Raw genomic sequence first — 14,732 nt, 5'->3', positions numbered from 1 at the left:
GTGAAAATGCTGCTATTTGAAACTGTTAGAGAAATGGGTCATGAACAAGTTCTCTTTTGTCATGGTAAAAATCCCGACATTAAGGCGATTATTGCTATCCATGACACAACCTTGGGCCCAGCGATGGGAGCTACGAGAATTTTGCCTTATGTCAACGAAGAAGCTGCTTTAAAAGATGCCCTTCGTCTGAGTCGTGGAATGACATATAAAGCCGCTTGTGCTAACATCCCAGCTGGTGGCGGAAAAGCAGTCATTATCGCTAATCCTGAAAATAAAACAGATGATCTGTTAAGAGCTTACGGACGTTTTGTTGATAGTCTAAATGGGCGTTTTATTACCGGACAAGATGTTAATATTACCCCTGCCGATGTGCGGACAATCAGTCAAGAAACTAAATATGTTGTTGGAGTATCAGAAAAATCTGGTGGACCTGCTCCCATAACATCACTAGGAGTTTTTCTGGGAATTAAAGCTGCGGTAGAGTCTCGTTGGCAAAGCAAAAGACTTGATGGCATGAAAGTTGCAGTTCAAGGTTTAGGAAATGTAGGTAAAAACCTCTGCAAGCATTTACATGAACATGATGTCAAGCTTTTTGCTAGCGATGTAGATCCAGTAAAAGCGGAAGAAGCAAAACGGCTTTTTGGCGCAACTATTGTAGAACCCGCCGAGATTTACTCTCTTGATGTAGATATCTTTGCTCCTTGCGCTTTAGGAGGAATTCTTAATAGTCATACAATTCCTTTTTTAAAAGCTTCTATTATTGCTGGTGCAGCTAATAATCAATTAGAGAATGAGCAACTACATAGTCAAATGCTTGCCAAAAAAGGGATTATTTATAGCCCTGACTATGTAATTAATGCCGGAGGGCTAATTAACGTTTACAACGAAATGATTGGCTATGACGAAGAAAAAGCTTTTAAGCAAGTGCATAACATTTATGACACTCTACTAGCCATTTTTAATATTTCTAAAGAGCAGGGAATTACTACCAACGATGCTGCTAAACGATTAGCAGAAGACCGGATTCATCACGGTAAGCGAAACAAGGCAAAAGCAGCGATCGCGGCTTAATTATTATTATCTTAAGGGGTTAAAAGTGGAAAAAAATACCTTTGCAACATCAGCTTACATTGCTACTTCACCAGAGAGCGCCTTTGAGTATCTTTGTAGTTTAAAAAACTTAGACGAATGGACGCTTTATAGCCGGATGAAAGAACAGATTGACGAAGATACCTGGCTCGGATCTGCATCTGGTTATCACAAAAACCTCTATTATCATGTTAAAAAATTAGAAAATCCACTTTTCTACGGCATTGAGTGGCACTGTGGATTAGAATATCAGAAATATTTTCAGGTTTACCCTGTTTTGCTGTTTCCTACAGATTACATCGAGCCGGGAACAGATGAAAAAGGTGTATACTTTCATTGGTTGAGTTTTGTCGATCCCAAACGGCAAACTCAGATGATTATGCAGGGAATTCACACGGTACATACTTCCGAGTGTCGTTCTCTTAAAGGTAATTTGGAACGCAAGGCCGGTCTGACTTCAGCAGCCAAAGGTCGCTACTTTATCGATACAGATACGATCTATGTTGATGCCCCAATTGAAATCGGCATTGAGTACTTAAAAGACATAAAAAACATAGATGAATGGGCACATTTACTGCGACCAGATGGGAATATTACTTCTGATTCAGGTGAATTCAAAGATGAATATGACCAGAAGGTAAAAGTTTCCGTGCGGGTTCATAGTCTGAGCAAATACTACTTGGTTGAACAGGAACATTTTTATCCAGACTACCAATATTATCAGCGTTCTGTAGCGTTACTAATTCCAACCGCATACTCATTCGCCGATCCCGAAGCTTCAGGTTTTATCCTGCATCGAATCACATTCTGGAAAACAGATGGAACCGTCACCCACGGCAAACTTCAAATTGAAGACTTTGGCGCTGAGAGCATGAACATCAAACGTTTACTCGAAGCTAAAGCTGGCAATCTCAAATCATTTGATCGGGGAATGAGCTATCTACCAAAAATTCAAGAATCACTAGTTACCAACTAAAATATCAGGTTACTCTGCGTTTAAAATTCACCCCTAAATTCCCCACAATAAGCTGTCTTGCAACACATGAAACTGAAACAACTTACTATTACTATCGTTACTTTTTGTGTTGCCGCTTTTTCTGGAATCAAAGCTGCCTCAGCTACATCCTTTTCAGTAATTGCCGACGGTCTATATAACGCCGGCGGACTGAGCTTTAGCCCTGATGGTAATCTCTATATTACAGAGGCGGGGATAGGGGGAAGTGGAGCTTGTGTTCCACCGTCAAGCGGTCAAGGCAATTCATTATGCTATGGCACAAGTGGGGCAGTTACCAAAATTGAGAATGGTAAAACCGAACGCATACTTACAGGACTTCCTTCCTTAGCATTACCAGATGGCACTGGAGCGGCTGGCCCTCGTGATATCAAATTTGATGCTCAAGGTAAACCTTATGTTCTGATTGGGTATGGCGCTAATCCAACCTTTCGCGATCGCAATTTAGGTAACACTGACCTCGCTAAAATCATTGCTCCCGACTTTAATACTAATTCTTGGACGAGTGTTGCCGATTTAGGTAACTATGAACTCACCAACAATCCCGATGGTGCTGATGTCGATAGCAATCCTTTGGGTTTCGTTATAGATGGCAATAAGTTGGTTGCAGTTGATGCCGGTGCAAACGATTTACTCAGCGTTAATACTGATGGCAGACATTTGCAATCTATTACCGCATTTCCTAAAGATGTATTGACTAATCCAGTCTTTCCACCTTCTGGTACACCATCCAATGAACCAGCACAAGTGCCATCTGAAGGTGAAGTGGTGCAATCGCAGTTTGCCAGCCAAGCAGTACCCTCAAGTGTGGCAAAAGGCCCTGATGGCGCTTATTACATCAGCCAATTTACAGGTTTTCCCTTCCCAGAAGGAGGGGCAAAAATCTATCGAGTCGGTGCTGATGGCAAGCCAACAGTATATGCAGATGGCTTTACCCAACTCACAGACTTGGAATTTGATCCTGAGGGCAATTTGTACGCTTTGCAGTACGCCAATCAATCAGCTTGGAAGGGTGATTTTGATGGTTCTGTCATCAAAATATCTCCTGATGGAACACGCACAACTCTTCTGAGTGGGAATGGATTAGAGTCGCCTAGCGCCTTGACTATTGGTGCTGATGGTGCGGTATACGTCACAAACCGAGGCGATCGCCCTGGAGGAGGACAAGTTCTCAGAATTGAGAATACCAAGTCCATTCCTGAACCTGATTCTGCTTTAGGTGTATTAGTGATCGCTGCTTTCGGCGTTGGTTGCTTGCACAAGAAGAGAGCTACTAAACTCCTCAGAAATGGAGCCGTGGCGCTCAAGTAAAGAGTTTCAAACCAATCCTGCGTTCCTCAAAGAAAGTTTTCCACTTATTTAATTCTCAATCTCTAAAGGTATGAAACTCAAGTCATTTGCTCTTACATCTGTTACATTTTGTTTTACTGCTATTTGTGGAACAGCATCTGCACAAGCTGTAAGCCTAACGACAATTGTTGATGGAGTTAGTAATGCACGGGGTGTTAGCTTCGGTCCTGACCGCAGTCTCTACGTAGCAGAGCCAGGTATCGGCGGTAACGGAAATTGCCAACCATCACCGAGTACCCTGTTTCAGCCTATCTGTGCTGGTAACACTAGTTCACTCGTCAAAGTTTCACCGGACGGCACAAAAGAGCGTCTACTTAATAACTTTGAGTCTTTAGCAGAACAACCTACAGGCAATCAAGGGGCCGGTATTGAAGACGTGCAATTCGATTCTCAAGGAAATGCTTATGTGCTGACTGGATTTGCTGGTTATCCAGGAAACCGCGATCTAACAACACTTAACCTTGGTTCGCAAGTCTCACTTCCACCACAGCAACTTGCGACTTTCCCGCCATCAACACCCGATAAGGTTTTGAATACACCGCTTCTAGCCCAACTGTATAAAGCTGATTTGAAGACGGGAGCTCTCACCAGTATTTTTGACTTTGCCAAGAATGAAATCACCAAAAATCCAGACAAGGGGGATCTGGTTACCAATCCCTATGACCTGGCGATTAGTGGCGATAGTGCTTATGTCGTTGACGGAGGTGGGAACACTGCTTACAAAATCAAACTTGATGGAAGCAAGTCAGATGCGATCGCAATTCCGAAAAACATCATTAGTAAGTCAGATTTACCACCAGGATTACAATTACCTCCTGGGCTATTACAGGAGGTTCCAGGAGGAAAAGTAGCAATTCAAGCAGTACCCACAGGTGGCGCAATTGGCCCCGATGGAGCTTTATACGTTGGCGAATATACGGGTTTCCCTTATCCACAAGGTAAATCACGGATTTGGCGCATCGGTAAGGATGATAAGCCAGAAGTTTTTCTAGATGGGTTTACGCACATCACAGACCTAACCTTTGATAAAAATGGCGATTTGCTCGTCTTACAGTTCAGCGATAAGTCCCAGTTAGGGGGTGACATTACAAATCTACCTGGTTCTCTGATCGAAGTTGCTCCTGACGGCACTCGGACAACACTTGTTGCAGCAGGTCAAGGGTTAGATTCGGCTGATGGAATTGATATTGGCCCTGACGGCAAGATTTATATTACCAATCGCGGTGTCGGTCCAGGACGAGGAGAAGTTGTTCGGGTGGATGGTGTCGCTATCGAAAAAGTCCCCGAACCTGGTTCAGTAGTTGGCTTATTAGCACTTGCTGGTGTTGCCGCAACTGCTGCTTTCGCCAAGCGCAAACCTTCAGCAAAGTTGGGTGAATTGCTAGCCAAAGCAGAGACTGTCTAATTCCTCTTTACCTGGCCCTGTCAGGTAAAGCTTAGAGAATAGGCTGCTGCCTCACATAGAAAGTTGCATTTCAAACAAAAGGCAGCAGCCCGAATTTAAGGTTCCCGAACTGAGACTGGGAACAAAATTAGTCTAGGAAAGAGTATAACTTACACAACCACGACTTCAAACTCATGGGATTAGTCAAAAATTTCTCAATCGGCATTCTCGGTACTGGATTCATGGTGCTGGCAACAGTAGCCCAAGCCAAAGCTGTAACATTAACTTACAACAGTAGTATCGGCGAACCTGGCTTCGGCCCTGGGCAACTGTTTGTTCCCCAAGGTATAGCGGTGGATGACCAAGGGAATATCCTTGTATCTAACGGACGCGGTGTTAACCCAGATGGTACTCCTAACTTCAACCTCGGTGACAAAATTGAAAAATTTAGTCCAAGCGGTCAGTACATTGGAGCAATTGGCTCCGGCGGCACAGGACCCGGACAGTTTGATGAGCCAACAACTGCAGACTTTAATCCCGTAACAGGAGATTTGTATGCAGGTGATGTTTACAACAACCGCATCAATCAATTCGATTCTCAGGGTAACTTTATTAGATCCTTTGCAAATGGAGATTTTACCCCTCGTATAAATGATAGGCTTTTCTTTGGACCATCTGGTGTAACATTTGACAAAACTGGCAACGTTTACGTTGGTGATTTTAACGGCGAAAGAATCCTTAAATTCACACCTGATGGAAAGCAAATTGGTGTCATTGGTGGTAAGGTGGGCACTGGACTTGGAGAAACTCAAGGTGTAGCAGGTATAAGAATTTCCCCAGTCAGTGGAAATATCTTTGTAGCTGACCAGTATAACAACCGCGTTAAAGTACTCGATCCAAATGGTAAACCTCTGTACACATTTGGTTCAGCAGGTAGCGCACCTGGACAGCTTCTTAACCCAATTGGTATCGAAGTGGACGACCAAGAGAATGTTTATGTAGCTGATGCTATCAATAGCCGCGTTCAGGTATTTGATAAAAACGGTAAATTCTTGACTTCCTACGGTCAACCAGCCCTAGATGCATCAGGCAACCCAGTCCCGCCTCCAGCATTAACTGGTCCTCCTTTTGGCAATCCCCTCGACCTTACTCCCGGCAGATTTAACTGGACAGGTGGGACAGCCCTTAAAGATGACAAGCTTTATGTGGGCGATTTCTTCCAAGGTCGCGTCCAAGTGTTAAACGTAGAAGGCACAACTAAAGTACCTGAACCTAGTTCAGTATTGGGTTTAGCATTGCTCGGACTTGGGGCTGCTACCTTCACATTGCGGAAACATGGACAACAAAAGTCAGTCTTTAATTTAAAGAATTACTAATTTGTAATTCGTAATTAAAAATTTCGTCGGGTGCGTTATGCCCTTGGTGGTAACACACCCTACGAAAATTTCAGGTCATTAAATCTGGAATAAGGGAGATAAAACTGGATAACACTAAATAAAGTCAACATTATCAAGGTGCTTTCAGGACATTAACAGTTCATGCAAATTCTGATTTATTCATACAATTATCATCCAGAGCCAATTGGTATTGCACCTTTGATGACTGAACTAGCAGAAGGGCTGGTGAAGCGAGGGCATCAAGTGCGGGTAATCACAGGTATGCCTAACTATCCTCAGCGTCAGATTTACGACGGGTATCAAGGTAAGTTATACGTTACTGAACATAAAAATGGTGTCAAAATTCAGCGTAGTTACCTGCGGATTAAGTCTAAGCCTAACCTTGTAGACAGGCTACTGCTAGAGTTGAGCTTTGTTTTTACAAGTTTGCCACAAGCCCTTAAGGGCGAGCGACCTGATGTAATTCTTTTAACAGTGCCACCGTTACTAGTTTGCTTACCTGCAACCTTAATAGCTTGGCTATACAACTGCCCAGTAGTGCTGAATGTGCAAGATATCCTCCCGGAAGCTGCTGTGCGTGTTGGACTAATTAAGAATAAATTGATGATTCAAGCTCTGGAAGCTTTAGAAAAATTTGCCTACCGAAGTGTACATACCATTAGCGTGATTGCTGATGGCTTTGTAGATAATTTAATAAATAAAGGTGTATCGGCTAATAAAATTGCCTGCATTCCCAATTGGGTGAATCTAAATTTTATCCGCCCTTTGCCGAAAAAGAATAACTCTTGGAGAGCTACCCATCAACTCGATAATAAATTTGTAGTGCTTTATTCAGGTAATATTGCTCTAACGCAAGGTTTGGAGACAGTAATAGAAGCAGCATCTCGGTTGCGTCATATTAATGATATTGTCTTTGCGATCGCAGGTGAATCTCAAGCTCTCGAAAGGTTGCAAAAACATTGTCTTGCTTGTGGTGCAGATAACGTTTTGCTCTTATCTTTGCAACCGCGAGAAGAACTACCACAAATGTTAGCAGGCGCAGATGTGGGGTTGATTGTGCAAAAAAGCAATGTGATATCCTTCAATATGCCTTCTAAAATACCACTGCTGTTAGCCAGTGGTCGCCCAATTGTCGGTTCAGTTCCCGCAGCTGGGACTGCTGCAAAAGCTATCAAACAAAGTGGTGGCGGCATTATCGTTGAGCCTGAGTCAGCAGATGCTTTGGCAAGTGCGGTATTAGATTTATATAATCAGCCAGAATTAGCAGCACAATTAGGACGCAAAGGAAGAAAGTTTGCGGTAGAAAACTATTCCTTTGAGCAAGCGCTAGATCGGTATGAAGAGTTATTTTCTGATGTGATCGCTAAAGAAGCAACTGCTTTGGATATCTTACCCGAATTAAGTTCTAATAAATCACTTGTTGCTCAAGAGTTTTTAGTACATACCTCCCCCCTTGTCAGCGAAAACAGTAATCATATCGGACTAATTAAAACTACGTCCCTTCTTGGCGTAGTCTCTCAAGGACTAATGACAAATGACAAATGACAAATTCAGATCAGCTTAAAAAAACTGACCAAAGCTTGATCGCCCTACTGAGCGATCGCATATCATTATTAGCAACATCAGAACCACCTTCTTTAGATGAACAACTGGCTGATGTAGCTCCCCTACTCGTCCAAGCTGGTATTCCTGCCTCTGTTTGGGCAAGTGTAATAAATAGTTGTCATGCGAGTGTAATTCCTAAACCTGCAACAAATCATGTCACTTCCCAACAAATTACCATCATCGGTGGAGGCGGCAGGATGGGAAGATTATTTAAAGAACAGCTTTCGCTAGTAGGTCACAACGTTAGCGTTCTCGAACATGAAGATTGGGAATACGCACATAAACTGTTAAATCAGGCAGAATTAGTATTAGTAAGCGTTCCCATTGAACATACAGTTGATGTTATCAAACGAGCGGCAAAATACCTTAGCCCAAATACAGCTTTGTGTGACATCACAAGCGTAAAAACTCAGCCAACTCAGGCGATGCTCGAACATCATTCCGGCCCAGTCATGGGTTTACATCCAATGTTTGGGCCAAATATCAAATCATTTTTGGGACAAAAAGTAGTAGTATGCCCAGGTCGAAACAATGATTCATTTCAGTGGTTATTAGACTTTCTCAAAAGTCAAGGTGGAGAATTAATTGTTTGTACGCCTGAAGAACACGATCAAATGATGGTGATTATTCAAGCTACCCAGCATTTCTGTAGATTTAGTCTTGGTGTTTTCTTAGCACAAGTAAAAGTGGACATAGAACAGAGCTTAACAATGTCAACACCTAACTATCGTCAAGAAATTGACATTGTTAAACGTTTATTTTCTCAAAATCCTAATTTATGTGTTGATATTATGCTAGCTACAGAAGAAAGGTGTAATGCAATTAGCTTTTTAGCTAATACTTACAGTCGGTTGGCGAAATTGGTAGCAAGGAAAGATAGAAACGCATTAATTCAGGAATTTGAAAAGACTCAAAGCTTTTTTGAAGAAAAGATTAACACTTTTCTACAGCCTTTAAACACAACGGCTATCCAAAGAGATTTAAAACCCCAAATTCACACAAATATTAGCATTTGAGTGAAAAAACTATGCTGATAGACATCTTTCACGATCCCGTTTGCCCGTGGTGCAGAATTGGTAAAAAAAATCTGTTTGATGCCCTGGCAAAATGGCCAGAAAAAGAAGTAGATATCCGTTGGCATCCCTTTATTCTCGACAATACCATTCCTGCTAACGGGTACGAATTTCACAGCTTTATGCAAAATAGAAAAGGCATAAAAGACCAAGAACTGCAATATCTGTTTGATTCTACCCAATATGCAGGTGAAGCGGTTGGAGTCAAGCTAAATTTTGATAAAATTCGTTTAGCTGTCAATACTAAACTTTCGCACCGACTAATTACACTCGCACCAGCAAAGGTAAAAAACGATATCGTAGAAGCAATTTATAAAGCTTACTTTGAAGACGGTTTGAACATCGGAGATATTGAGGTTCTGATTGCCATTGGTAGAGCTTACCAAATGGATTATAGGGAATTACGACTACAATTGAGTGATGATGCTGCCATTAAAGCTTTTGTGGCTGAATCAATATTTACTCGCCCTAATGGCATCAACAGCGTGCCGTTCTTTATAATAAATAAGAAAGTCAAGATAAATGGTTCTCACTCGGTAGAAATGTTTCTTCAAGCTTTAAATCGTGCCTCACTTGTAAATATATAAGCAAAAACATGGTAGTTGACATTAAGCAAAAAAGTAAATTCAATCTGCAACCAATTCATCAACGTGTTTCGGTTACTTTTAACTACGAAGTTTACTTCACCAAAAATTTATTTGAGTTGAAAAACCCCACCTTAGCCCAAGTAATTACAGCAGATGGAGAGAAAAAACCGAAAAAAGTTGTAGCGATAATAGACGCAGGAATATTGCAGCATCACCCAGAATTAGTTAAGCAATTAGTAGCGTATACCAAGTTTTATGCAGAGATATTAGCGATCGCAGCCGAACCAATGATAATTTCGGGAGGAGAAGCTGCTAAAAACGATCGCACTTTAGTAGATAAAATCCACCAACAGATTGAAGCAGCCGGATTATGTCGCCATTCTTATGTGTTAGCCATCGGGGGCGGGGCTGTGTTGGATTTGGTAGGATATGCAGCCGCAACCGCTCACCGGGGAATTCGTCTAATTCGGATTCCGACAACGGTGTTAGCACAAAACGATTCCGGGGTTGGCGTAAAAAACGGCATCAACGCCTTTGGTAAAAAGAACTTTCTCGGCACTTTTGCGCCACCTTATGCAGTTATCAATGATTCTGCCTTCTTGACAACCTTAGACGATCGCGATTGGCGTTCTGGAATCGCAGAAGCAATCAAAGTGGCGCTGATTAAGGATGCTAGCTTTTTTTATTTTATCCATTTGCACAGCGCAGCCCTTGTGCAGCGAGACATGGATACCATGCAAGAGGTTATCTACCGTTGCGCCCAATTGCATCTAGAACATATTGCCAATAGCGGCGATCCTTTTGAAATGGGTTCGTCTCGGCCCCTGGATTTTGGACATTGGGCGGCTCATAAACTGGAGCATTTGACAAATTATCGCTTGCGTCATGGCGAAGCAGTTGCGATCGGTATCGCTTTGGATAGCACTTATTCCTATTTAGCAGGATTGCTGGATTGTTCAGAGTGGCAACGGATATTAAATACTTTATCGGCACTGGGTTTCACGTTGTATGTGCCAGAATTGACCCAGCAGTTATCACAATTGGAACATCCTGATTGCTTGTTCCGAGGTTTAACTGAGTTTCGGGAACACTTGGGGGGAGAGTTGACTTTGATGCTGTTACAACGAATTGGAAAAGGAATTGAGGTTCATGAGGTGAATTTGTTATTGTACAGGCAAGCAATATCGTTGTTGCGCGAGTTTTAGGATTGGATTTTAAACGCAGAGGTAGACACCTTCGCGGCTTACCAAAGGCTACGCTGAGGTTTGATGCAAAGTTGTGAAAATATCTACTACCTTTGAGGGAGGCAAAAATTTTCAACCAGTACTATCAGCAAATATACTAGAAAAGCAGTATAAGAAGCGAATAAATTGACACCTAATCGAAAAATTATTCAATGTCTTATCTGCTTTATATCTAGTATTCTTAAATAAGAAGCAAAAAGTTTTTTATTACATTTTTTAAAAAGAATATGCAGATTTGGATAATTTAAATTAAGTTGACATCGGATTATCTGGATTTGTTTTTAATTTGAAGATAGTTATCAATAATGATTAATGGCTCTTGACTAATAACTATTCCAGAGAAATCTCCCATGATTTTTAATTCCCATTCCTACAAAACCCTTGGCGGTGTAATTGTTTCTCGCTCCATCACAGAAGTTAAGATAGACACTGCTCTCGAAGACATTCTATTCCACATAAATTCTCAGCGTGGAGGTTTGTTAAGGAGCAGCTACGAATATCCAGGCAGATATAAAAGATGGGCGATCGGATTTGTCAATCCACCATTGGAATTGACTACACAGAAAAATACTTTTACTTTGATAGCGTTGAATGAACGCGGTCGGTTACTTTTGCCATTACTTTTTAAGTGTTTATCCAACTCAATACAACTTGAGAAAGTTAGTCTAGATAATAATAAAGTTGTAGGCTTTGTTAAAGCTACAAAACAACTATTTGCTGAAGAAGAACGCAGTAAACAACCTTCAGCATTTACAGTTGTCCGCGAAGTTTTACACACTTTTTCTAGCCAAGAAGACGAGCATTTAGGATTGTATGGTGCTTTTGGTTATGACTTAGTTTTTCAGTTTGAACCAATTACTCAACGTTTAGAACGTCCTACAGATCAACGGGATTTAGTACTTTATCTACCTGATGAATTGATAGTTGTTGACTACTATCAGCAACGCGCATTTCGTTTACAATATGAATTTGAAACAGCGCATGGCAACACTAACGATCTTCCTCGAACAGGTGAGTCTGTAGACTATCAAGGGAAACATCTTCTGTCAAATCAAACTGGTGACCATAAAGTAGGCGAGTATGCCAAAAAAGTTGAGGGTGCGCTAGATTACTTCCGCCGAGGCGATTTATTTGAGGTAGTTCCTAGTCAAAACTTTTTTGAAGGCTATGAAGAGGAACCCAGTAAACTATTTGAAACTTTGAAAGAAATAAATCCTAGCCCTTATGGGTTTATTTTTAATTTAGGTGGAGAATATCTGATTGGCGCATCTCCAGAAATGTTTGTGCGAGTTGAAGGTAGGCGAGTAGAAACTTGTCCCATTAGTGGCACTATTAGCCGGGGACAAGATGCTCTTGACGATGCGGTGCAAATTCGCCAGTTACTCAACTCCCACAAAGATGAAGCTGAGTTGACCATGTGTACTGATGTCGATCGCAATGACAAATCCCGAATCTGCGAACCTGGTTCAGTACAAGTTATTGGTCGTCGTCAAATAGAATTATACAGCCACCTGATTCATACAGTAGATCATGTTGAAGGGACACTGCGATCGCAATTTGATGCCTTAGATGCATTCTTAAGTCATACATGGGCGGTTACAGTCACCGGCGCACCTAAAAGAGCAGCAATAGATTTTATTGAACAGCATGAACGTAGCGCCCGACGTTGGTATGGTGGCGCAGTTGGCTATTTAAATTTCAATGGGAATTTAAATACTGGATTAATTCTGCGGACAATCCGATTAAAAGACTGCATCGCCGAAGTGCGAGTTGGTGCTACAGTCCTTTATGACTCCATACCACAAGCAGAAGAACAAGAAACAATTACCAAAGCTGCTGCTTTATTTGAGACGATTCGTCGTGTAAAGCAAACGAGTCAGAAAATTGATCAATCCAGTTCCATAAAATTAACTAAAATCCTTCCAAGTGGAGCAGATGGCAAACGCATTTTACTAATAGACTATGAAGACTCATTTGTTCATACCCTAGCCAACTACATTCGCCAAACTGGTGCAAGCGTAACTACACTCCGTCATGGTTTCTCAGAATCGCTATTCGATACAGAACGCCCTGACTTAGTTGTATTATCTCCTGGTCCTGGTAGACCAAGTGATTTTCGGGTTCCCCAGACAGTCGGTGCCCTTCTTCATCGCCAAATTCCTATTTTCGGAGTTTGTCTAGGATTGCAAGGTATCGTTGAAGCTTTTGATGGACAATTGGGAGTTCTCAACTATCCCCAACATGGTAAATCCTCACGAATTTTTGTCACCGATCCTAATTCCGTGACATTCAAAAATTTACCACAATCTTTTCCAGTGGGTAGATATCATTCATTGTTTGCCCTACCGCAACATTTGCCAAAAGAACTCAAGGTTACAGCGATTTCTGATGACGACGTAATTATGGGCATTGAACATCAAACACTTCCCATCGCCGCCGTTCAGTTTCATCCAGAATCAATCATGACTCTAGCGGGAGAAGTCGGTCTGGAAATCATTAAAAATGTGGTATGTGCATATACGCAAACGAAAGAGTCATTGATTAAAAGTTAGCAGTTAGGAATTAGGAGTTAGAAGTTGAGAATAGAGAATTTGGAGAACTGAAATTCTTAACTCAAAAACTCATAGATAACTCATAATTAATAACTATTAACTCAGAATTCATACCAAAGAGTTATTGATTAAAAGTTAGGAGTTAGGAATTAGGAGTTAAAAGTTGAGAATAGAGAATTTGGAGAACTGAAATTCTTAACTCAAAAACTCATAGATAACTCATAATTAATAACTATTAACTCAGAACTCATACCAAAGAGTTATTGATTAAAAGTTAGCAGTTAGGAGTTAGGAGTTGAGAATAGAGAATTTGGAGAACTGAAATTCTTAACTCAAAAACTCATAGATAACTCATAATTAATAACTATTAACTCCTAACTCTTAACTATTAACCTCCTCACTCCTCTAAAAGATTATGACTAACCAAGTTGCCCCTCCCCGCCATATTCTTGAAGAAATTGTGTCGCATAAAAAGAAAGAAATCGCACAAATGCAGCAAGAACTGCCTTTAACCTCCTTGCGACAACAGTTAAAGGCAGCCCCAACTGTGCGAAATTTCTTGAATGCTTTGCAAGAAAATCTTAACCAACCAAGCTTAATTGCCGAAGTAAAAAAAGCATCACCTAGCCGTGGTATTATCCGCGCAGATTTCGACCCCGTAGCTGTTGCTCAAGCTTATGAACGAGGTGGCGCAGCTTGTTTATCAGTCCTGACTGATCATAAGTTTTTTCAAGGCAGTTTTGATAATCTGCGGGCTGTGCGATTACAAGTAGCATTACCCCTACTGTGCAAAGAATTCATCATTAACCCCTATCAAATTTATTTGGCCCGAACAGCAGGTGCAGATGCAGTCTTGTTGATTGCCGCCATTTTATCAGATCAAGAACTTCAGGCTTTTTTGCAACTAATTCATGATTTAGGCATGAATGCATTGGTAGAAGTCCATACCCTGGCTGAACTGGATCGAGTGCTAAAGCTTGACAACCTAAGTTTAGTAGGAATCAACAATCGCAATTTAGAAGATTTTACCCTCGATATAAGCACAACACAGCAACTTTTAGCACAGCGTCAACAACAATTACAAACTTTGAATATCACCGTCGTCAGCGAGTCTGGACTGTATACACCTGCTGATTTATCTCTTGTCGCTGAAGCTGGTGCGCGTGCGGTTTTGATTGGAGAATCTTTAGTTAAACAAAGCGATGTAGAACAAGCTGTGCGTAGTCTTTTAAGTCTTTCTTAAAGCTATTACCTAATTTATAGAATCTGCAACCTAAAAAAATGATGCTCTGATACTCGACGACGGAGCTAAAAGACTCATTCACGAGTATCAAAGACTCGTTAACGGAGCTAAAAGACTCATTCACGAGTATCAAAGACTCGTTAACGGAGCTAAAAGACTCATTCACGAGTATCAAAGACTCGTTAACGGAGCTAAA

Annotated in this window: 11 protein-coding genes; all 11 read left to right on the top strand. The window is 41.3% G+C overall.

Features of this window, described 5'->3' with window-relative positions:
- The first annotated feature begins 6 nt into the window (after positions 1 to 6).
- The 11 genes from scyB to trpC all read left to right on the top strand — a co-directional run bounded on the left by scyB (position 7) and on the right by trpC (position 14,536).
- Complete coding sequence (scyB, locus tag V7L20_RS14865; RefSeq protein ID WP_334744825.1) at positions 7 to 1,071, top strand: tryptophan dehydrogenase ScyB; 1,065 nt, start codon at positions 7 to 9, stop codon at positions 1,069 to 1,071.
- A 25-nt stretch (positions 1,072 to 1,096) separates the two neighbouring features.
- Positions 1,097 to 2,065 (top strand): scytonemin biosynthesis cyclase/decarboxylase ScyC, encoded by a 969-nt coding sequence (scyC, locus tag V7L20_RS14860; protein ID WP_334744824.1) that lies wholly within the window; start codon positions 1,097 to 1,099, stop codon positions 2,063 to 2,065.
- 66 nt (positions 2,066 to 2,131) lie between these two features.
- Positions 2,132 to 3,412: a ScyD/ScyE family protein gene (locus V7L20_RS14855; protein ID WP_334744823.1), complete on the top strand. Its 1,281-nt coding sequence runs from the start codon at positions 2,132 to 2,134 to the stop codon at positions 3,410 to 3,412.
- A 70-nt stretch (positions 3,413 to 3,482) separates the two neighbouring features.
- Complete coding sequence (locus tag V7L20_RS14850) at positions 3,483 to 4,856, top strand: ScyD/ScyE family protein (RefSeq protein WP_334744822.1); 1,374 nt, start codon at positions 3,483 to 3,485, stop codon at positions 4,854 to 4,856.
- Between the two features lie 173 nt (positions 4,857 to 5,029).
- A complete protein-coding gene (gene scyF, locus V7L20_RS14845; RefSeq protein WP_334744821.1) occupies positions 5,030 to 6,211 on the top strand; it encodes a scytonemin biosynthesis PEP-CTERM protein ScyF in 1,182 nt (393 codons plus the stop codon).
- A gap of 162 nt (positions 6,212 to 6,373) precedes the next feature.
- Complete coding sequence (locus V7L20_RS14840) at positions 6,374 to 7,777, top strand: glycosyltransferase family 4 protein (protein ID WP_334744820.1); 1,404 nt, start codon at positions 6,374 to 6,376, stop codon at positions 7,775 to 7,777.
- Positions 7,774 to 8,853, top strand: coding sequence for a bifunctional chorismate mutase/prephenate dehydrogenase (gene tyrA / locus V7L20_RS14835; protein WP_334744819.1), 1,080 nt, complete (start codon positions 7,774 to 7,776; stop codon positions 8,851 to 8,853). Before V7L20_RS14840 ends, tyrA begins: the two co-directional genes overlap by 4 nt.
- A gap of 11 nt (positions 8,854 to 8,864) precedes the next feature.
- Positions 8,865 to 9,497, top strand: coding sequence for a DsbA family oxidoreductase (locus V7L20_RS14830; RefSeq protein ID WP_334744818.1), 633 nt, complete (start codon positions 8,865 to 8,867; stop codon positions 9,495 to 9,497).
- Between the two features lie 8 nt (positions 9,498 to 9,505).
- Positions 9,506 to 10,702, top strand: coding sequence for a 3-dehydroquinate synthase (locus tag V7L20_RS14825; RefSeq protein WP_334744817.1), 1,197 nt, complete (start codon positions 9,506 to 9,508; stop codon positions 10,700 to 10,702).
- Positions 10,703 to 11,091: 389 nt separating this feature from the next.
- The gene (locus tag V7L20_RS14820; protein ID WP_334744816.1) at positions 11,092 to 13,293 is read left to right on the top strand and encodes an anthranilate synthase; all 2,202 of its coding nucleotides are present in this window, start codon (positions 11,092 to 11,094) and stop codon (positions 13,291 to 13,293) included.
- Positions 13,294 to 13,708: 415 nt separating this feature from the next.
- Positions 13,709 to 14,536, top strand: coding sequence for an indole-3-glycerol phosphate synthase TrpC (gene trpC / locus V7L20_RS14815; RefSeq protein ID WP_334744815.1), 828 nt, complete (start codon positions 13,709 to 13,711; stop codon positions 14,534 to 14,536).
- The last annotated feature ends 196 nt before the right edge of the window (positions 14,537 to 14,732 follow it).

This window comes from Nostoc sp., assembly GCF_036916735.1.
Lineage (GTDB): Bacteria > Cyanobacteriota > Cyanobacteriia > Cyanobacteriales > Nostocaceae > Nostoc.
The sequence above is the reverse complement of the archived record's forward strand: the minus strand, read 5'-3'. Positions and strand labels throughout refer to the sequence as shown.

Excerpts from the sequence above, each read along its gene's own strand:
- V7L20_RS14830 (WP_334744818.1), top strand. The coding sequence starts at position 8,865 with ATGCTGATAGACATCTTTCACGATCCCGTTTGCCCGTGGTGCAGAATT.
- tyrA (WP_334744819.1), top strand. The coding sequence starts at position 7,774 with ATGACAAATTCAGATCAGCTTAAAAAAACTGACCAAAGCTTGATCGCC.
- V7L20_RS14820 (WP_334744816.1), top strand. The coding sequence starts at position 11,092 with ATGATTTTTAATTCCCATTCCTACAAAACCCTTGGCGGTGTAATTGTT.
- V7L20_RS14855 (WP_334744823.1), top strand. The coding sequence starts at position 2,132 with ATGAAACTGAAACAACTTACTATTACTATCGTTACTTTTTGTGTTGCC.
- scyB (WP_334744825.1), top strand. The coding sequence starts at position 7 with ATGCTGCTATTTGAAACTGTTAGAGAAATGGGTCATGAACAAGTTCTC.
- V7L20_RS14825 (WP_334744817.1), top strand. The coding sequence starts at position 9,506 with ATGGTAGTTGACATTAAGCAAAAAAGTAAATTCAATCTGCAACCAATT.
- trpC (WP_334744815.1), top strand. The coding sequence starts at position 13,709 with ATGACTAACCAAGTTGCCCCTCCCCGCCATATTCTTGAAGAAATTGTG.
- scyF (WP_334744821.1), top strand. The coding sequence starts at position 5,030 with ATGGGATTAGTCAAAAATTTCTCAATCGGCATTCTCGGTACTGGATTC.
- V7L20_RS14850 (WP_334744822.1), top strand. The coding sequence starts at position 3,483 with ATGAAACTCAAGTCATTTGCTCTTACATCTGTTACATTTTGTTTTACT.
- V7L20_RS14840 (WP_334744820.1), top strand. The coding sequence starts at position 6,374 with ATGCAAATTCTGATTTATTCATACAATTATCATCCAGAGCCAATTGGT.